The sequence below is a fragment of the Plebeiibacterium sediminum genome, assembly GCF_026013605.1.
GTDB lineage: Bacteria > Bacteroidota > Bacteroidia > Bacteroidales > Marinilabiliaceae > Saccharicrinis > Saccharicrinis sediminus.
On the sequence record NZ_JAPDPJ010000046.1, the window covers coordinates 16,982 to 37,833 of the forward strand.

The following is a 20,852-nucleotide window of genomic DNA, read 5'->3' on the forward strand; positions in this document are numbered from 1 at the left end:
ATGAATATCATTGGTTTAAAATATAAGCTTGTTTTAGTTCTATTCTTATCTATACCTTTTACATCTAGTCCTTATCCTATTGATGGATATGATAAAACAGGTATTAAAAGATTACAAAGATTAAAGTTGATTATTGACGGTACCATTAAAGATGTACAACCTATAAGTGGTGCATTACGATCATCGGCAAGCATAAAGCTTAATTTAACAGGTGAAAAAGGTGATAGTCTCATTCAACTGCCAAAGCCCGATGCTAAATTTCAAAAGGCAATTACAGGTCTTTTTCCTAATCTAGATGAAAGTTATTCAATTGCAGTAGTAGATATTACAAAAGGAAAACCTATTAGATATGCAAAGTTAAACGAGCATCGCCAATACCAGCCCGGAAGTGTTGGTAAAATTGCTGTTGTTACCGGATTTTTCAGAGAATTACAAAGATTATATCCTACCTCATTCGAAAAGAGAATTGAACTATTAAAATCAAAAACAGTCAGAGCTGGTAAATGGGCTCTATATGATGAACACACTGTCCCATTTTTTTATCCTGATGAACAAAAGTTCTTTAAAAGAACTGTACAGGCTGATGATGTGTTTACTCTTTATGAATGGATCGATCACATGTTATCTGTGAGCAATAATGGTGCTGCCAGTGTGGTTTGGCGTGAAGCTATACTTATGAATGTGTTTGGAACCAACTATCCTGCATTAACAGAAGAACAGGCTGAAGCTTATTTTAAAGCCACCAATAAAGCAACATTAAGCGAAAAAGCTATTGCGGTGGTCAATGATCCACTTAGGGATTTAGGTATTGAAAAAGAAGACTGGCGACTTGGTACATTTTTTACTAAGGGTGCAAGTTCGTACATCCCAGGACAAGGTGGTAGTACTGGCTCTCCATATGGTTTAATCACTTATCTGATTGCTCTTGAAAGAGGAAAAGTAATTGATGAGAAATCAAGCCTTGAAATAAAAAAACTTCTTTATATGACCGACAGGAGAATCCGGTATGCCTCATCTCCTGCTTTGATTAATGCAGCCGTATATTTTAAATCGGGTAGTTTATACAAATGTAAACCAGAAGAAGGCTACGAATGTGGTAAATATAAAGGCAATGTTGATAATTACATGAACTCGGTTGCCATTGTGGAACACCCTGATGGAACAACCTACCTTGTTGCGCTTATGTCGAACGTACTAAAGAAAAACTCAGGTGTGGATCACCAAACTTTGGCCACATTTATTGATCGTATCATCAAGAAAAAATTATAATCTTTAAAAGAGGCTGTATTTTTTAATCAATGATTCCAAAGCCTCTTCTTTTAGAGATATATTTACAATAGCTGAAACAGATTGAATGATATCCTTATCTCCATAATTTAAAAGCAGATCAAAACATTCAATCTCGTTTAGTTTTTTTAATTGCATTGATTTTACAACTTCATCAGTTAGTTTATCCAATGCAGCTATTTCAATTATAGGTATGAGTATTTTCTTTAAGTCATTATCAAGAATATTTTCTATAAATTCAATGGCCGCATATCGTTGTTCCTGACTTTTACTTTGAATATTCTCATAAACAGTGCCTATTTCTTCTGGAGGATAACGCAACCCCAGTAGTTTAAAAATACTCTCAAGAATCTGATCCATTTTAAACTCCAACTGACGTATCAATTCTGACTTTAACTCAATTTTTTTCTTATTTAATTCATGATCAGCATCGGATAAAATCATTTTTTGCTGAGTGTACAAAACCGATAAGATATCCTGAAACAAACTTGCTTCTTCAGTAATCATACGAATTACTGTTTTTTTATTCACCAATAAATGAGGTGAGTTTATTCTAAGCTGATTCAGTGAATTAAGCACATTTATACAAAATAGGCTATCCTCTTTCTTTATCAACATTAAAAGAAAATCAACAGATGCAGGTGAAGATATGTATTCGGCAACCTTTGGAATACTTTGTTTAATTTCTGAATTTACAGATGGATCCTCATAATAAATTAAAAGGTCTTTGAAAATTGCAGGTCCAAAGTGAGCCAGTGACTGACAGGCCGTATCTTTGTATTCGTCTTTACACAGAAGCGAAACTAATACAGGAACAAAAGTGGCATTTAAAGTGAATCCCGCAGCTTTAATAGCTTCATTAACAATTGTTTTATCTGTTTTTATTTCAATACTCTGATTAATAAACGGGTAAAATTCTTCTACATTAGCATGTCCAATTGACCTAAGAATCATTGATTTGTATGCTATTAACTCTTCTTGATCAACAATAATTTTTAAATAATCTATTTTATCACGAATCAGGCTGTTCAATTGAAATACGCGTTTCATCTCTGCATTGTCTCTTGCTTCAATGGATAATCCAACTAACGCGGCACTACTTACCAAAGGATCTTCGTTTTGCAAAAATCGTTGTATAAACCTAACTCTGCCTTCTGTAGAATACCGTAATAAAATATCAAAAGTCAGTTGTCTTACTTCAATATTTTTATCCTGTAGATATTTAATTAGTAAACTTTCATCAAATATCATTGGCATAAAATACATACATCTTAAGGCTTCAATACGTATCTGAATATTCTCTGATTCTAACAGTGGTAATACCTGCGTTGCAAATCTTATATCTTTTAATTGCTCTATCTTTTTTAGTATAAAAAGCTTTTGCTTTTCAGTTCCTTTTTCCAGAACTTTTTTTAAACCTTGAATAACAGATTCATTTGAGAAATCAATACTAGACTTTCCATTTTTACCATCCTGACGAATCAATTTTTGTTTAAAAGCACTAATATATTCTATTCTTACTTTTCGGGCTATATAAAACCAAACCAATACTACCATAACAATCAATATATTAACGGCAGTAGTAGACAAGTTCATTCCATTAACTACAAAGATCAACAGCAAACCACTAATACCTGTAGCAGCAGTATCTACAAAAACATCTATAAAACTTTTAGTCTGACTCTTTATACCTGATGGTATTGGTAAGGCTAAAAGTTCAGTTGCTGCCTTATTGATACTTTGTTTTATTGAAACATCACATGTTTTTAAAAGGATAGCCACAGCAAGTATGGGGAATATAAAAAGCAATGATGTTGAGAAGAGGATAAATGCCGGAAGAACGAACAAAGAACTCCCTACTCCATAAATACCAACTACCCGCCGGGTAATGAGTAATTGTATTAAAAGAGAAATTACATTAAAGTTTGAAAACCAGAGTCCGAAAAATGCAGCTAGCTCATCAGGGTCATAAATGGATCTTGATGCTAATGCACTGAATTGAAAATCAACCAATTTAGACACAATAACTCCAAGTCCGATGATTAATGCAAGGTAGGTTAAATGTTTTGATTGACGAATCAGCTGTATGGGATGCTTACTTTCTTGTACAACTCTTTTTTGGTGCTGATAGGTGTTTAACTGATTTACATAACGTACCCAAATCATTCTGTTAAGTTTCACATTAACAAACAATATGAATGCAGCAACAAAAAGCATATTTTCTACTGAAACCAAAGGAGCTAGTACTGTTGTAAGATATCCGCCAAAAATTCCCCCTGCAATAGCCCCCGCTCCAACAATTCCGAATAAACGCTTTGCTTCCCGGGTATTAAATACAAGGTTTGATAAAATCCAAAATTGGGATGTTGTCAATAATCCAAATATAGCTACTCCTATATAAAACAAGTATAAAACCCAAGATTCAAGTAAGTTCAACTGTAATAATACGGAAAATACAATCAATGCAAATGCCGAAACTAATAAAGTAACTTTTATAACATTCGATAACGATCTATTTATGAGTTTTTTGGAGTAAAATCTAGACAATAATAAGGCTGTTGCTGCAACTAAAACAAAACTATACGGTAATTTGTCAACACCAATCTGTGCCAAAAACAAAGCATTTGCTACAGGTTTGATGATCAACAGTGTTGTGACTGTTAAAAAAATATTTAACTGCATCAAAAATACTTTTTTAACCTCGCCTGGCTTTACATCAAAAAATGCATTCAGAAGATAATTTAAGTATTTACGCCCTTCATATTTAATCTCCATTGTATATAAAAATTAAAGCCAGTTAAGGCTTTAAATATAATCTTTTATGTCGATTTAGGTTTTAACATTTTATCAATTTCAGACATTAACTCACGTAAAATATTCTCTCCCTCTGCGTCTTCAACTAATCCTACCAGAATATAACGTCTCCATTCAGGCCCCCAAACAAGTACTGAATCTGCATGATATTCATGCCAAGTACCTGATTTTCGATATACTCTGGCCCTTGGTGCTAATCGGTCAAGTGTATTAACAAATTTATGATGTAATTCCGGATCAGACATATATTCGAGCATTTCTCTTGAACGTTCATAATTTACCAATTTGCCATATGCCAGCATATAATAGAACCTGCATACTTGTGTTGCGGTTGCAGCATGACTTATACCTTCCAGCGGATCCGGAACCCTTGCACCTGTTTTGGCATATCTTTTACCAACCCATATACCTCCACCATAATCCTCATCGTATAAATCGTATTGAGGATCCTGTAAAACCTTTGAAATTTTATTAAATCCCAACATATCTATTAAACGTGTTGTACACTGATTGTTTGATTTACTCATCATCAAACGCATATCTGATTTAATTTCGCTGGTCTCCTTAATCTCACCTTTTTCCATGGCATCTTCCATGGCAAGTAATACAGCTATCTTAGGTAAACTAGCTGCATACATCATGTGATTTCCATTAATTCTTGCAAATTTTACATTTTGAGGCGAACTAAGATCTACAACCCCAATTGCAAGTCGCTGTTCTTTAATTAGTTTTGCCCACTTTTTATTTTTATAAATTGTTTCTTCAAGCTTTTTCTGGAAATTGGAATTGAGTTGTTCTCGTAATGGAACAAATAGTGAATCATTAACAAATATGGGTAATCCTTTAGGTTGTAAAATAATCTCTGCAGTTGCGTTCTCACTGTTTACATCCCTATATTCTTTTGCCCAAACATGCCCTTTAGTTAGTAATCCACCCATTACAATTAATCCTACAAATGCACCAAAACCTATTTTTTTACTTCTTTTCATACAACTGTGTTTGATTAAATACAATCAATAATTATAAAGCCTATCAACGATATATAAATGTTGAATGCGAAACTATCGATATTTGCAGAATTCATAATAAAAAAGAGATTAAAAATGAATTAAAATTTGAAGGTTACTTACCTTCATTTGTACTTATCCTTTAAAATAAATAAAAACTGTAGATGGTAAATTAATTATACAATATATTATAAGATCATCCAATTTGATATTAATACGATTAAACATAAACAATAGTTTAAATATAATCGTAAAATATATAACTATAAAAAGCTATATCTTAGTCGTTAATTAGTAGTTAGACCTTCTACCTCAAATGCAATAAACTTAATATTGGTTTCTGAATATAGATTATAATACTTTGGAGCTATACACATGTTGTATAGATACTTATAATTATTGCACTAAAAAATTATTAAAATATTTATCAAAAATAAAGGTTAAAATAATTTAGAAATTACTTTTTAGATATTTTTGAAATAAATAAAGCATATTAAATGATAATAGTACACAGAGGTGAATCTTATGAAGCTCCGGAGAATTCACTTGCATCAATTAATAAAGCCTGGATTTAAGGAGCTGAAGCTGTTGAAATTGATGCGCATTTAACGTTTGATATTAATATAAAAAACTTTTTAAATGAATTTCATATGTTATACCACTCTATAGAAAATGATCCTGAGTATATAAACTTACAGGCGGAAATGGTTAAACTACAGTATTGGGTAAAAGAGAATCAAAAGAGGGTTTTATTGATTTTTGAAGGAAGGGATGCTGCTGGGAAAGGTGGTGCAATAATGCGGTTTATTAGATTTATTAATCCGAGATATTATCGAGTAGTTGCATTAAATAAACCTACAGAATTAGAGAGAGGGCAATGGTATTTTCAAAGGTATTTAAATGAACTTCCAAATCCTGGTGAAATTGTTTTTTTTGATCGAAGTTGGTATAATAGGGCGGTTGTTGAACCAGTAATGGGATTTTGTACGAATAGTCAATACGATAAATTTTTGGAACAAGTTGTTTTATTAGAAAAGATGCTCGTGGATGATGGGATTATCATTGTTAAGTTTTGGTTTAGTATTGATATTCAGGAGCAAAAAAAAAGACTGGAGGAACGAAAAACAAATCCTTTAATACAATGGAAGTTAAGTACTGTAGATATGCAGGCTCAGCTTAAATGGCATGAATACACAAATTATAAAAATAAGATGTTTGAAGCCACATCTACTAATCAAATACCTTGGGTAATTATTAAAGGAAATAATAAAGATTCAGCAAGAAAAGAAGCAATGCGTTATCTTTTAAATTTACTACCATACTTCGATAAGGGAATGACTGGTGAAAATTTAATCCCCAATGAGGAAATAGTGAATATATGTGTAGGTAAATAATAATTTTAAAAGACTACTTTTAACAATATAGCAATATGTTAATTCAGAAATTGAAATATTAATTTTTATACATTTATTTTATTATCATAAAATTTTTATGGCTTTAACTGAGGCCTTTGTAGTTTAGTTTGTTTATCATTACCAAAAATATAACAATATGAGTAAAATCTTATTTCCATTTCAACTTAATAATGATATTTATAAGGAAGCTTATATTGCAGCTGTAAAAATTGCAAGGAATTTAAATGCAGAATTGATATTATTAAACGCATTTGAATTAGACTTACAGGATGATATAACAGAAATTTTATATCATAAAATGATTAAGAATAAATGGATTGAAGCGTATAATGAAATAGTAAAATTTAATAAATATTTTTTATCAACTCATGCTAAGACCAATGATGCTTTAAATGTGAGGATTGATCATCGTTTTGTTCATGGTGAAGATATTCCGGTTGTTACGGAGATAATTCAGAAGGAAGAAATAGACCTGTTAATTTTTCCATTATCAAGTAATAGGAAAGTTAACAGGAGATATATGGACTGTGTGAAAAATGAGGTATTTAATTATAAGACAACTTCTGTTCTTTTTTTACCACAGGAATATAAATATACTGAGATAGAAAATATTCTTTTCACAACAGATTTGAAGGAGCTTAACTTTAATGAGTATTATTTTAGTGAAGTGTTGAATTATTCAAATTTTTTTGATGCAAAAATCCATTTTGTTCATGTAAATAAAACAGGAAATGAAATTGTTGAAAATAGTACAATGAAGTTGATTGATAGGATTATACAGAAAGATAATAAGCATGTTTTTAAATCTATTAATGCAAATAATATTGTTAATGCTATACAATCCTATATTATACAGGAAAACATACAGTTGCTTTCTGTAGTTAAGAGTAATCTGGATTTTTTTCAATCTTTTTTTCACAGCAGTGTAAGTTTTGAGATTATAGATTCAATAAATACTCCGATATTGTTAATGAATGAGAAAAATATATAGACTTGTTATTTTGTTTTTGAAAAAGAAAAAATGATAACATTGAAAAGGTGAGATTTTAGTTTAATAGATGTGCGCATTTATTAAATAATTTTTATATTTAAGTTGCTTATAGTATATCGCTAGAGTTAGTTAAAAGTATGTATTGTTGGTACTGTTGTTTCGCGCAATAGTACCTTTTTTGTTTGTAATTATTAAGGATTATTTATTTTAGGAAAAGAATGTATGGCTCGAAATACTTTAAAAATTGGTAAGAAAATATGAATTAATTTTTTGATTTAACGATATTTTAAATTGTACATTTGACTTTGATGTTTAAAAAGGAAATTGTAATGTAATGGATTGTTATATTGGTAGTTATGGTATGGGAGTTTTGAAATTAGTTAGATTGGATCGGGAATTTAAAATATCAGTGTTTTAATAAACAGAACAAAATAAAATATAAAAGATGGAAAAAATTGACAATATAGAGCTTGAGTATTTAAAAACTGGAGATTATGATGCTTTGAAAAATGCAATGTTAGAAGCTTATTCAAATTTGAATAATGCTTATTGGAAGCCTAATCATATTGATTCACTAGTGTCTAAATTTCCAGAAGGACAAGTGGTAATAAAGATAGATGGCGAGTTTGCGGGATGTGCACTTTCTATCATAGTTGATTACGATAAATTTGATAATAAACATACATACAAGGAGATAACCGGTAATTACTCGTTCGATACCCATAGTGAGGATGGTGATATTTTATATGGCATTGATGTATTTGTACGCCCCAAGTTTCGTGGATTACGATTGGGAAGAAGACTTTATGATTTTCGTAAAGAGCTTTGTGAAAGATTAAATCTAAAAGGAATAGTTTTTGGTGGTCGTATACCTAACTATCATAAATACCTTGAAGAGTTAACTCCTAAGGAATACATAGACAAAGTTCGAAGAAAAGAAATTCACGATCCTGTTCTTGATTTTCAAATGTCTAATGACTTTCACCCTGCAAGAATACTAAAAGGGTATTTAGAAGGAGATCACGAATCTGATGAGTATGCCGTATTACTAGAGTGGGATAATGTTTACTATGAAAAGCCGTCAAAAAAGGCTGCTATAAAAAAGAGTATCGTGCGTTTGGGTTTAGTACAATGGCAAATGCGTTTGTATAAAGATTTAGAAGAGGTGATGCAACAAGCAGAGTATTTTGTTGATGCTGTATCGGGTTACAGAGCTGATTTTGCATTATTCCCAGAATTTTTTAATGCACCATTAATGGCAGCAACAAATCATTTATCAGAACCTGAAGCAATACGTTATCTTGCAAAATTTACTTCTGAAGTAGTAAAAAAGTTTTCAGAATTATCTATTTCATATAATATCAATATTATTACAGGAAGTATGCCTGAAATAGTTGGAAATAAGCTTTATAATGTTGGCTATCTGTGTAAGCGAGATGGAGGAGTTGAACGATTTGAGAAAATACATGTTACCCCGGATGAAGCAAAGGTTTGGGGGTTACAAGGAGGTAATAGTCTTAAAACATTTGATACCGATTGCGGGAAAATTGGAATTTTAATTTGTTATGATGTCGAGTTTCCTGAATTAGGTAGATTACTTGCAGATGAGGGAATGGATATATTATTTGTGCCATTCCTGACAGATACACAGAATGGTTATTCTCGAGTTAGGAATTGTGCTCAAGCAAGAGCTATTGAGAATGAATGTTTTGTTGCAATTGCGGGAAGTGTAGGGAATCTTCCTAAAGTTCATAATATGGATATTCAATATGCACAGTCAATGGTGTTTACGCCGTGTGATTTTGCTTTTCCAACAAATGGAATAAAAGCGGAGGCAACACCAAATACTGAGATGATACTACTTGCAGATGTTGATATTAATGCCTTACGTGAATTAAATCAATTTGGTAGTGTTAGAAACTTAAAGGATAGACGTAGTGATATTTACGTATTAGAAAGAAGTAGTAAATAAATAGATTGCGATTATGGCAAAAGCTAAAAAATTTGGAACGTTTAGTGGTGTTTTTACGCCATCCATTTTAACTATCTTAGGTGTAATAATGTACTTAAGATTTCCTGCCATAATCGGACAGGCAGGGCTAATAAATACGATTGGTATCATTGTTATTGCGCATATTATATCAATAACCACCAGCTTAAGTGTTGCTTCTCTTTCGACTGATAAACCAGTACAAACAGGAGGTACTTACTTTATGATTTCACGGAGTCTAGGGCTGCCAATTGGAGGGACACTTGGATTAGCTCTGTTTGTAGGATTATCTTTTAGTGTAAGCCTTTATTTAATAGGTTTTGCTGAGAGTTTTCTTCAATATTGGGGTATGGAAGTTAGTATTAACACTATTAGAATCACGGGTTCTATAGTGTTGTTTATTGTGACAACCATAACTTTCATAAGTACATCACTCGCTATTAAATCACAATATTTTATTATGGCAGCTATTGGGCTGTCACTTTTATCAATTTTTTTAGGGAAACATGAACTTGTGCCTAGTGCAGTTCATCTAGCACCATTAGATAGTGCAGCCCCATTTATGGTTTTGTTCGGAATATTTTTCCCTGCAGTGACAGGTTTTGAGGCTGGAGTTTCAATGTCGGGTGATTTGAAAGATCCGAAGAAGTCACTACCGATGGGTGCGATGTTGGCTGTAGGTATTGGTTTTGTAGTTTATCTTGGATTAGCGTTGTTTTATTCATTTACAGTTGATGCCAATGCTCTTGTGAATGATCCTCAAGTCCTATTTAAGATTTCTTTGGTTCCATCGTTGGTTATAGCCGGAATTTGGGGTGCAACCTTGTCGTCAGCTCTTGGCAGTATATTAGGAGCGCCAAGGATTTTACAAGCGATTGCAATGGATAAAATCGCACCACGTTTTCTTGCCAAAGGAACTGGTAAAACCAATGAACCCCGAAATGCCCTTTTGCTAGCTTTTGTAATTGCAGAAGCAGGGATATTGATTGGAGAACTTGACCTTATTGCCCGTATAGTATCCATGTTTTTCATTACAACATACGGATTTTTAAATCTAGCTTCAGTTATAGAAAGTTGGTCGAGTTCTGATTTTCGACCGGCATTTAAAATACCTCGTTTTGTAAGTATATTAGGTGCTCTGTCTGCTTTTATAGTAATGATACTATTGGATTTTCTGGCATTAGCAGGTGCAACAATTGTACTAGGCCTATTGTATTTCTATCTTCAACGTAAGGAATTAATTCTTGAAAGTGGTGATGCATGGAGTAGTTTTTGGACAAACATGGCTAAGAGAGCATTGTTGAAACTTAGTATACGAAAGGATAATAAAAGAAATTGGAGACCTAATATTATTCTGTTTAGTGGAGGAGAAAAAGCAAGGCCTCATCTGGTTGAAATAGGTATGGCTCTGACTGGTAAATTAGGAGCATTAACAGACTTTAATCTTACGACAGGGAATAGAGCTACCTCCCCGGAACATAAAGTTGATGCAAAAAGAAGAGATAAAAAGAAAGGATATTTTGAGCGTGAATTGCAGTGCCTAACATTGCCGGATGGCATTAGAACTGTAACCAGTATTTACGGTTTTAGTGGTTTTGAACCTAATACTGTTTTATTAGGTTGGAGCAGGAGTTTTGATAACACTGCATTTTTAACCGAAATCATTAAAGACTTGAAAAAGAAAAAATTAAATGCTCTTTTTCTCGATTATGATAAAACAAAAGGTTTTGGTAATAAAGAATCAATTGACATTTGGTGGAATGGTAAAGGATCTCATTTGTCTTTTTCTTTAAATATACTACGTTTTTTATTGTCGGACTATCAATGGCGAGATGCTTATGTTAGAATTATTATTGTAAATAGTGAATCATCGTTAGAAGATTCTATTTATAGAAATACTTACGCCATGCTGCAGGACAAAAGAATGCAAGCTGAAGTAAAGGTTTTAAGTGATGATTTTGGAACACGCAGGATTGAAGAAATTATACAAACAGAATCCGTCAATACGGATTTAATATTTTTAGGCTTATCACCTAAAGAAAAATCATATACTCCGGAATATATTGAGCGAATTAATGTAATATGTCAATTACCTGCCAGTGTGTTACTGTTAAGCCCTTCAACAGAGTTTGAAGAAACAAATATTGTAGATAAATTAGCTACTAAAACCTTATCAACCTCATATGAAAATCAGGAACTTGAGAAAATACCATCTATTGAAATTAAGTTACTAAAAAGTAAAATAGAAAATATTGATATTGATATGATGTCAATATCCCAGGAGTTCCATAGTAATGCGTTTGTAAACGGATATCAACAATTTGGTTTTTATATTAATACTTTACAAGATTTGGTAACACGTGTACTTAAATCATATCGTAAGGAAATAATTGTAGCAAAAAAACACGAGCAGGAAAAAGTTGTAAGTAAATATCAAATTGCGTTCTTAAAAAGTACTTTAGAAGTTTTAAGGAATGAGAGCCTTCAGTATATGAAGGAAACAGAAAGTGTACTACAAAAGGGAATTAATGACTTTTTGACAAAATTAGGAAATTTTGTTTATGAATTACCTGAGACAATTTCAATACCTTTGGGTTCCAATGGATCCAAGAAGGGAAAAATAATAAACTTTCCATTACGTAAAGCTCTGACCTATTATTCAGAGTTAAAATTAAAACCAACGGTTGTAAGTACTTTATTTTCCTTTGAAGAGCAATCTAAGAATATACATGAAGAGATGCGAAAGTTAACTTTTGCTACGAATGATATATTTGAAAAGGTTGAAGTTGATCAAATAATTTCTGGTCAGGAGAATATTGTTGAAATTGTGAAGCTACTAGAATGTTTTGATGCATTAAAAAAGCAAATTGGGCATTTCGAGGTATCCTTACTTAAGGAGTTGCAAACTAAAACAAGGGAGATCGTAATTGATATTACCGTGGATCTTCAATCAGAGGAAAGTATAAAGCAGGTAAAAAAGAAATATAACCAAAATAATGCAGGATACAACGACGATATAAACAATTATTTAGAGAATTGGAGTTTAGGAATGCATTTGTTAAACAATGCGTTTTATTTTGATATTTTACTTCTATCGAAAAAAGTAGTATTCAGAAATATTATTAGCAAAGGAAGTGCAAAAGTATATGAGGTTGTTACAGAGCAGTTTTTTAATAAACAAGAAAAACTTATTGCAAATATCAGACAAATTATAAATAACAATCAGAGTGTAAATGAACCAGTACTTTTTGCTGAGAAATTTGACCTTAAATCTATATTAAATGAATCGTATGAAAAGGCAGTGTTGGTTCTTGATGATTTACCAGAAGAATACTATTTGCCACAAAAAGTTTATAAAGATGGTAAATTTATACCGTTTAACGATTTTTCTCAGACCAATGTAGATTTGCATAAATTATCGAAATATAATATTGATGTATATTTTCATGAATCCTTTTACAGAGAAATAGAAGAGCTTGAGTTTACGGTGAGAAATGCAATTATTGAATCGAAAGAAGCCAATAGTATGCAATTGTTCCATAATAATAACAAACAGGAAATATCATTTGATTACGACACGGAAATAGATAGAAAAGTATTTCAAAAATTTTTAAAGCAATTAGAACACGATAAAGACAAGATAGAAAAATTGCTGGGGCGAATTAATCGTTCCTCAGATAATTATTTAAGTGAAGCTTTTTCCAAGGTTTTTTCACATTCAATTGTTGACCTGGATAAAGAATTGCAAGGGGATTTTAAACGAAATCAGAGTGGGATCAGATACTTTGTAAATAGGAATAAAGATTTTATAAATGGTCGCATCAGAAATATTTTAGTCTTTATATTGAATAGGAGTAGTAGAGGATTAATTTTATCTAAAAAATATTTGGAGGAAAAAACAAATTCTGGCATTCAAAATAAAGAGATACTTGATTTAATTGATCAATTAGTACCAGATAGAAAGTATTATAATTCGGTGCCTGTATTCTATCGAAATCTTATGAGTAGCAGTGCAAAAATTAGTGATGAGTTTTGGATTGCAAGAGACGAAGAGATGAAAATTATTAAGGATGCATTAAATAGACATAAGAAAGGGTATGGAGGAGCAGTATTTGTTACAGGGGTGCATGGTGCAGGGAAATCAACACTATCACGTTATGCAGCCAATCGTTTATTTAAGAGTCATAATTTAATATGGATAAATGCTCCAATTGAAGGTTCTTGTAATCCTATTTTGTTATTGAATGAAATAAAAAAGCATACAGGCGAAATACAGGATTTTTCTGGGATATTTAATAATCTGCCATATGAAACAGTTATAGTAATAAACGATCTGGAATTATGGTGGGAAAGAAGAGATGGAGGTGGTGAAGTCATTAATCAAATTATAGAATTGATAAAACTATACAGTCAAAAAATATTCTTTATTCTTAATGTTAATTCTTATGCATATGATATTTTAAAGGAACTTTATCCATTAGAAGAATATAGTTTAGCAAATGTTAAGTGTGTTCCCTTTAACTCTGCCGAAATACAGCAAATGATATTACAAAGACATAAATCAAGTGGAATTAATTTAACTTATATGGGGAAACCAGAGCAATCTATTTCTCAATTAACATATTCGTTTTTGTATAATCGTTATTTTAGTTTATGTGATGGCATACCAGGTGTAGCTATTAATATTTGGAAAGCTAATATTAGAAGTATTAATAATGACAATATTGAGATAAGAAAACCCCAAAAGGTCAACTATGATGTATTGTTTGATATACCCAAAGAATGGATGATTATTTTAGCAATATTGATACATCACAAAAATATTGGTGTTGAAAAATTGGCTAGAATTACTAATTATAACTTAGATAAAGCTAAACAATTGATTTTTGCATTGGAGAATTCCGGTCTAATTGTGAAAAAGTCAGAAGCCGTTTATACACTTGGTCGAAATATAGAGCCATATGTTGTTGAAGTATGCAAATCTAAAGGTTTAATTTAATTATGTTCTCGAAATGATAATCAGTTTTATTGTAATATCAGCTATTTTATTTAGTTTTTATAGGTTGCTTAATGTTATTTTAAGCAAATCATCACGTACACTTAAACTAAAATATCATTTAAAAGAAATCTTAATGATTTCGGAATTAATGATATGGTTTTCTTTGTTAATTTGGGTTGCAAAGGATTATTTTGAGATGCGTAATTATTTTGCGTTATCATCTATTCTTAGCGTATTTCTTTTATTGATAATTCTATTGTTTCCTTTACTTAAAAATTTAGTTTACGGAATTATTTTTAAATGGCAAAATAAGATCACTGAAGATGTATTTATAGAGGCGGATGAGATCGTAGGGATGGTTAAAAAAGCTGGACATTTGAATATGGAAATTGAAGACAGTCATGGAGATATTTATAATATCTCATATACGAAAGTTTATTCAAAAACAATTTCAAAACCAAGTCGTAATCATAATCTTTTTAAAACAACACTGACATTTAGCTTTACAGATTACACAAGTAAAAATGAAATTCTTTCAACTCTGAAACGAGAACTAATGAATACCCCATGGACAGCAGTATCGCAACCTCCAATTATTGAAAATTCCCGGATTGCTGATGGAGAATTGGTTATAGAGGTTGCTGTCTTTGTAATTGATCAGGCGTATGTTGAAGATGTAAAAACTTCCGTTGATCAATTTTTCAAAAAGAAATCAGAGTAGTAAAATACTGCATATTAGTATTTATAATTGGATGAAACTTCTTTGAAATTTTCAAGTTGTGTTTTTATCCAATTATTATCTTTCTGTAATTCTTTTGCAATAATATTAGTAACTCTCTTTGCCATTTCAAGACTTGCATCCGTATCTAAAAATAGGATTCGACTTCTTCTGGCCAAAAAATCCTCCGGTGTTCTAGCCATTTCATGACGTACAGCCCACAAAACTTCCCCCTCTGTAACAGAATAGTTTTTATGAAGTAGCTTTTCTAAGCTATTGTCTTCGTTGTAAAGTCTTTGTATTTCGGGAGCATCACTGCCATATTGAGCTAAATTACCAAATACTTCAGAGTGTGAATGATATCCATGTACCTGGAGGTTTTCAGTAACACAAGGTTTTCTTTCTAAATCAGCGAGTATTATGGCTTGTTCAACTATATCTTCTGCCATTTTACGATATGTGGTCCATTTTCCTCCTGCAATAGTTAATAATCCACTATTTGAGATATTTATTGTGTGTTCTCTTGAAATGGAAGATGTGTTAGATTTGTCATTGTCATTTACAAGTGGTCTTAATCCGGTAAAAATACTTTTTATGTCTTTATGCTCCGGATCTTTTATTAGATACCTACCTATATGAGTAAGTAAGAATTCTATTTCATCTTTTTGAGCTTTAGGTTCTAGTTTAAAATCATCAACAGGAGTATCTGTTGTGCCAACAATTATTTTATCATGCCATGGAACAGCAAATAAAACTCTTCCATCATCAGTATGCGGCACCATGATTGCACTCCTGCCTGGTAAGAATGATTTATCCAACACAATGTGAACGCCTTGGCTGCTTGTCATTATTTTATCAGCATTGATATTATCCATTTTACGAATTGTGTCAACAAATACGCCAGTTGCATTAATAACAACTTTTGATCTTATATTATATCTTTTCCCACTCTCCTCATCTTCTATTTCTATACCTTGAATAATATTGTCTTTTTTTATTAAAGCAGTTGCTTTTGCATAATTGATAATTGTAGCTCCTTGTTTATATGCTGTCTGTGCCAAATTAACTAACATTCTAGCGTCATCAAACTGACCATCATGATAAATTACTCCGCCTTTTAATCCCTCTTGTTCAATAGTTGGTATATGTTCGATAGTTTCTTCTTTAGAAAGTAATTTAGAAGGACCCAAACCTAATTTACCAGCTAATAAATCGTATAATTTTAGGCCAACACCATAAAAAGGTCCTTCCCACCAATCATAAACAGGAACAATGAAAGACTGGTCATGAACCAGGTGAGGAGCATTCTTACGCATTATACCTCTCTCTTTTAGAGCTTCAAGTACAAGAGAAATATTACCTTGTTGTAAGTACCGAACTCCTCCATGAACAAGTTTTGTACTTCTGCTTGAAGTACCTTTTCCGAAGTCAGCTTGTTCGACCAACAATACTTTGTAACCTCTCGAAGAGGCATCGACAGCTACTCCCATTCCTGTAGCTCCACCACCTATTATAACTATATCCCAAATAGTTTGATTGTTGGCAATGTCAGATATCATTTTTTCTCTATTCATGCAGTTTTGATATTAGGACTAAATTTATCGGCTTTAAATTTTATATTGCTGCTGGCATCATTTGTTTCGTCTTTCTTAGTAGTTTTTATTTCATCTTTATTATAGATAATAAAGTCTCTTAATACAGAAGAAAATTCTAATGTTCTAAGGTATCCGAACGATTTGTGTGGATTTGCTTGTGCGTTTACCTGATAATCGTTAAAAACGATACTGTCAATAGGTTTAACACCTGAATCGTTTACGGAGTATAAATCCGATAAATTGTGGTTAATAGCAACTTTATCCATTATGTCGGCATGGTTGAACCAATTGTTTAAAATACATGCAGGAGATTTAATTGAGCGATATTTTAAATCTATACGATTTTTATCTTTGGCTATTTCACTTACTACAATAGGGAGGCCTAAAGGAGAGCCTATTGTTATAAAGGTGTTAATTTTAATACTTGGGTGAATGTTGCTTAAAACATCAAATGCAATTATAGAACCCATGGAGTGTGCGATTAGTAATATTTCATATCCTTTATATTTATTAATAATTGAAGAGAGTCTTTTTTGAATTAATTTTTTCGCATTAAAATTGAAATCAGAATGTTCATTGTTTTTTTCCGAATAATATACCTCAAGTTCAAAAAAGTATTTTTGGATTATAAAATCTGAAATAAATTTGTTCTTGTGAGTTTTATCATGATTTAAAAATACTTTGTTAAAGAATTCAACAATTTTTGTATTTAAATTTTTTCTATAAGATGCGGGTTTAATTAGTTTATTACCAGCTGTCTTTACATATGGTTCATCTAAATAAAAGGAATTATTTATGTCTTTCATCCAAAAGTCTAAGGGCATTTCATATAAAATATCAGCCCAATAAACTAGTTCAAAAGTTGGTAACTGGGATTTATAACCTAAGTTTTCTAAACCTTCTTTCATAGCATCACTCCACCATTTTTCAAGTAAATATTTTGGTGGTTTATTGCCTAAACCGTGTATGCCAATTATTATTTTTTTCATTTGTTAATATTTTCTTCTATTGGTCATAAGAAACGAATAATAGAAATAGTCTCTTTACGTTTGGAACCTTTCTCTAATGTGTTTTTTTATATTTTATTTAGTTGTTCTTTTAGCCAAGCCGCTCTATCTGTAGTAATAGCATCAATCCCATTTATTAAAAGTTTTTTAGCTTTACCTGGATCATTTATTGTCCATGAATATATTTTATAGTTGTGATTTTTAAAAAAGTCAATAAACTCCTTGTTTAGGATATTGCCAGCCCAGCAATTGATTCCATCAAGATTATTTCTTTTTAATTTTCTTAATATTTTGGCTTTGTTCCTTATTACTAACCAAGAAGGCCAATAATAATCCAAGTTGAGAAGCCAAAACATTTTATAACGTGGTAACTTTTTTTTTAGGAGGGAAATAGTGTCTAAATCAAATGATATAAACTCAATGTGATTATATAAGTATCCATGGTTTTTTAGGATATTTTCCAGCGGTGATATTATATTTATGCCACATTTTATTTCAATAATCAATTTGCACTTATAAGGTATTGTTTTTAATACTTCTTCAAGGAGCGGAATTTTCTCTCCACTATAAAAATCGGAGAATTTAATCCCTATATCTATAGTTTTTATTTCTTTAATAGAAGCTTTCGAAATTTTAATATTTCTATTTCCTGTACGTTTTGTTCGTTTGTCGTGTATAACAACAATATTATTATCTGATGTTATTTGTACGTCAATTTCAACTGCTTCAGCTCCTTTTATCCATGCTTTATTAATGGCTGCCAGTGAATTCTCTGGAGCATCATAAGATTCACCTCTATGTGCAATTATCATTTATAAACAACTATGTTTTTACTCCAAAAGTATCTAAAAAATGGAATTTAAATTACTAGGTTGTATTAAATTTTGCAAGTTATTGATATGTCTTTTGTAGGGTTGGCTTCGGGAGTTGAGGGGTGATGATAATTTCTTTAGAAAATACTTATAGGCAAACGTCATAAATCTTTCATCTGTGTATATTGCATATTTAATATAAATGAATTTAAGGTTAATGATAAATAATAAAAATATGAATAAGGAGATATTGATAGAGTTATTTGAGAAGTTGCAGAAATGGTTATTAACAGAATTGCCAGTCGTGATTGGATTAACAGTTCTATTGATTTTATCGCTTAAGATATTTACAATTACTATTAATAAGATAACAAAAACACTTATTAAAAAGGCTGGAAATAATAACGGTGTGGATGTTGAAGAAACGGAGAAACGTATTAATACTCTAATGGGAATAATTAGAGGGGTTGTGAAGATAATACTAATTGTAACATATGCTATAATCGTTCTAGAAAAGTTAGGTTTAAATATTGCACCTATTTTAGCAAGTGCAGGAATTATAGGTTTAGCTGTAGGATTTGGTGCTCAGGAACTGGTGAGAGATGTTATTTCTGGTTTTTTTATTTTGCTAGAAGATCAGATACGTACAGGTGATGTTGCAATAATTAATGGAACTGAAGGTTGGGTTGAAAAAATAGAGTTAAGGACGATTACTCTAAGAGATATATCTGGTATAGTTCATATTTTCCAAAATGGTAAGATTAATACTTTATCCAATCGAACCAAGGAATGGTCAGCAGCTGTTTTTGATGTCGGTGTAGCCTATAAAGAGGATGTATCTGAAGTTATGAGTATTATAAAAGAGGTTGGTGATGAATTAAAATCAGATGTTGTTTTTCAAAATAAAATTATTGAACCTATAGAAATATTAGGGCTTGATCAGTTTGCAGATAGTGCCCTTGTAATAAAAGCTAGAATTAAAACCAAACCTTCACAGCAATGGGCCGTGAAAAGAGAGTTTAATAAAAGGCTTAAAATTTCTTTTGATGAAAGAAAAATAGAGATTCCATTCCCACATACAACAATATATTGGGGTGAAAAAATTTCACCATTAAATTTGAATGTAAATAATAATAAGACAAACTAAGTAAAAGTATGGCGCGTTTTTTAAAAAGCAGGAAAAAAGCAAAAGGGGCCGCTCCTGGAAGTTTAATATTTATGGGTAAGCAGAAAATGGATAATTCACATATAAGACTTTTCCAATATGATGCAAACTCTTCAAGTGAATATGAGTATTCTGATTTAGCCACCGCATTAAGTGATATTGATGAAAATAAGGTAAACTGGTTGAATGTTGATGGCTTACAAAATACGTTGTTAATTAAAGAAATAGGGCATCATTTTGAATTATCTCCGCTAGCTCTAGAGAATATACTTAATACTGGTCAACGAGGTAAGTTTTTTGAAGATAATAATTCAATTACATTAATAACAAAAGCTGTAAGTTATAATAAAGAAGAAAAAAAAGTATCTGTAGAACAAATTTCATTTGTGTTACTCAATAATGTTTTAATAAGTTTTCAGGAACGAATTGGGGATCATTTTGATCCTGTACGAAATAGAATCTGAAGTGGTGTTGGTAGAATTCGACAAGCAAAATCTGATTATTTACTTTATACACTTATTGACAGTTTAGTTGATAATTACATGATAAGCTTAGAAGAAATAGGCAGTAGTATAGAATCTTTGGAAGAAAAGTTAAATAATCCTACTAAAGAAATTAGTAATACTTTATTTCAATATAAAACAGAGATGACTTATTTCAGAAAATCAATTAAACCATTGAAAGAAGTTTTAACTAGATTATTAAGATATAAAACGGATTTAATTCATGAGAATTCTATTGTTTATTATCAGGAATTATATGATATAGGAGAGCAGGCAATTGAAGCCTCTGAAAATTACTTTAATATGACTAATGATTTAATAAACCTTTATAATACAAATTTAAGCAACAAAGTAAATGAAGTAATGAAGGTGCTTACCATATTTGCATCTATATTTATTCCTTTAACATTTATTGCAGGAATATACGGTACTAATTTTGAGTATGTTCCGGAATTACAATTTAAAAATGCTTATTTTATAATGTGGGGAGCTATGATTCTTGTTGCAGGAATAATGTTGTATTATTTTAAAAAGAATAAATGGTTTTAA

12 protein-coding genes and 1 pseudogene are annotated in these 20,852 nt (G+C 31.2%); 8 read left to right on the top strand and 5 right to left on the bottom strand.

What is annotated here, in order from left to right; all coding sequences use genetic code 11:
- Nucleotides 1–1,269 (top strand): serine hydrolase, encoded by a 1,269-nt coding sequence (locus tag OM075_RS17085; RefSeq protein ID WP_301191752.1) that lies wholly within the window; start codon nt 1–3, stop codon nt 1,267–1,269.
- A 3-nt stretch (nt 1,270–1,272) separates the two neighbouring features.
- Here OM075_RS17085 and OM075_RS17090 read toward each other — a convergent pair whose 3' ends face one another.
- Nucleotides 1,273–4,062 carry a hypothetical protein gene (locus OM075_RS17090; RefSeq protein ID WP_301191753.1) on the bottom strand — a complete coding sequence of 930 codons (2,790 nt, stop codon included), beginning with the start codon at nt 4,060–4,062 and terminating at the stop codon, nt 1,273–1,275.
- Between the two features lie 44 nt (nt 4,063–4,106).
- Nucleotides 4,107–5,090 carry a serine hydrolase gene (locus OM075_RS17095; RefSeq protein WP_301191754.1) on the bottom strand — a complete coding sequence of 328 codons (984 nt, stop codon included), beginning with the start codon at nt 5,088–5,090 and terminating at the stop codon, nt 4,107–4,109.
- A 668-nt stretch (nt 5,091–5,758) separates the two neighbouring features.
- Here OM075_RS17095 and ppk2 point away from each other — a divergent pair.
- The 5 genes from ppk2 to OM075_RS17120 all read left to right on the top strand — a co-directional run bounded on the left by ppk2 (nt 5,759) and on the right by OM075_RS17120 (nt 15,224).
- On the top strand, nt 5,759–6,502 hold the full coding sequence (ppk2, locus tag OM075_RS17100; RefSeq protein WP_301191755.1) for a polyphosphate kinase 2: 744 nt from the start codon (nt 5,759–5,761) through the stop codon (nt 6,500–6,502).
- Nucleotides 6,503–6,659: 157 nt separating this feature from the next.
- The gene (locus OM075_RS17105) at nt 6,660–7,514 is read left to right on the top strand and encodes a hypothetical protein (protein ID WP_301191756.1); all 855 of its coding nucleotides are present in this window, start codon (nt 6,660–6,662) and stop codon (nt 7,512–7,514) included.
- Between the two features lie 445 nt (nt 7,515–7,959).
- Entirely contained in the window at nt 7,960–9,486 is a 1,527-nt protein-coding gene (locus OM075_RS17110; protein ID WP_301191757.1) for a carbon-nitrogen hydrolase family protein, read from the top strand.
- 13 nt (nt 9,487–9,499) lie between these two features.
- Nucleotides 9,500–14,503 carry an AAA family ATPase gene (locus tag OM075_RS17115; protein WP_301191758.1) on the top strand — a complete coding sequence of 1,668 codons (5,004 nt, stop codon included), beginning with the start codon at nt 9,500–9,502 and terminating at the stop codon, nt 14,501–14,503.
- Between the two features lie 133 nt (nt 14,504–14,636).
- The gene (locus OM075_RS17120) at nt 14,637–15,224 is read left to right on the top strand and encodes a mechanosensitive ion channel domain-containing protein (RefSeq protein WP_301191759.1); all 588 of its coding nucleotides are present in this window, start codon (nt 14,637–14,639) and stop codon (nt 15,222–15,224) included.
- A 14-nt stretch (nt 15,225–15,238) separates the two neighbouring features.
- Here the strand turns inward: OM075_RS17120 and OM075_RS17125 are convergent, their stop codons facing one another.
- From OM075_RS17125 to OM075_RS17135, 3 genes are all read right to left on the bottom strand, one after another.
- Nucleotides 15,239–16,795, bottom strand: coding sequence for a glycerol-3-phosphate dehydrogenase/oxidase (locus OM075_RS17125; protein WP_301191760.1), 1,557 nt, complete (start codon nt 16,793–16,795; stop codon nt 15,239–15,241).
- A complete protein-coding gene (locus OM075_RS17130; protein ID WP_301191761.1) occupies nt 16,792–17,805 on the bottom strand; it encodes a PGAP1-like alpha/beta domain-containing protein in 1,014 nt (337 codons plus the stop codon). Before OM075_RS17130 ends, OM075_RS17125 begins: the two co-directional genes overlap by 4 nt.
- A gap of 86 nt (nt 17,806–17,891) precedes the next feature.
- Entirely contained in the window at nt 17,892–18,635 is a 744-nt protein-coding gene (locus OM075_RS17135) for a glycerophosphodiester phosphodiesterase (RefSeq protein ID WP_301191762.1), read from the bottom strand.
- Nucleotides 18,636–18,870: 235 nt separating this feature from the next.
- Here OM075_RS17135 and OM075_RS17140 point away from each other — a divergent pair, with 235 nt between their 5' ends.
- A complete protein-coding gene (locus OM075_RS17140) occupies nt 18,871–19,782 on the top strand; it encodes a mechanosensitive ion channel family protein (RefSeq protein ID WP_301191763.1) in 912 nt (303 codons plus the stop codon).
- Between the two features lie 86 nt (nt 19,783–19,868).
- Nucleotides 19,869–20,852 (top strand): annotated as a pseudogene (corA, locus tag OM075_RS17145) (magnesium/cobalt transporter CorA).

Coding starts and splice junctions, on each gene's coding strand:
- OM075_RS17085 (WP_301191752.1), top strand. CDS start 1: ATGAATATCATTGGTTTAAAATATAAGCTTGTTTTAGTTCTATTCTTA.
- OM075_RS17090 (WP_301191753.1), bottom strand. CDS start 4,062: ATGGAGATTAAATATGAAGGGCGTAAATACTTAAATTATCTTCTGAAT.
- OM075_RS17095 (WP_301191754.1), bottom strand. CDS start 5,090: ATGAAAAGAAGTAAAAAAATAGGTTTTGGTGCATTTGTAGGATTAATT.
- ppk2 (WP_301191755.1), top strand. CDS start 5,759: ATGTTATACCACTCTATAGAAAATGATCCTGAGTATATAAACTTACAG.
- OM075_RS17105 (WP_301191756.1), top strand. CDS start 6,660: ATGAGTAAAATCTTATTTCCATTTCAACTTAATAATGATATTTATAAG.
- OM075_RS17110 (WP_301191757.1), top strand. CDS start 7,960: ATGGAAAAAATTGACAATATAGAGCTTGAGTATTTAAAAACTGGAGAT.
- OM075_RS17115 (WP_301191758.1), top strand. CDS start 9,500: ATGGCAAAAGCTAAAAAATTTGGAACGTTTAGTGGTGTTTTTACGCCA.
- OM075_RS17120 (WP_301191759.1), top strand. CDS start 14,637: ATGATTTCGGAATTAATGATATGGTTTTCTTTGTTAATTTGGGTTGCA.
- OM075_RS17125 (WP_301191760.1), bottom strand. CDS start 16,795: ATGAATAGAGAAAAAATGATATCTGACATTGCCAACAATCAAACTATT.
- OM075_RS17130 (WP_301191761.1), bottom strand. CDS start 17,805: ATGAAAAAAATAATAATTGGCATACACGGTTTAGGCAATAAACCACCA.
- OM075_RS17135 (WP_301191762.1), bottom strand. CDS start 18,635: ATGATAATTGCACATAGAGGTGAATCTTATGATGCTCCAGAGAATTCA.
- OM075_RS17140 (WP_301191763.1), top strand. CDS start 18,871: ATGAATAAGGAGATATTGATAGAGTTATTTGAGAAGTTGCAGAAATGG.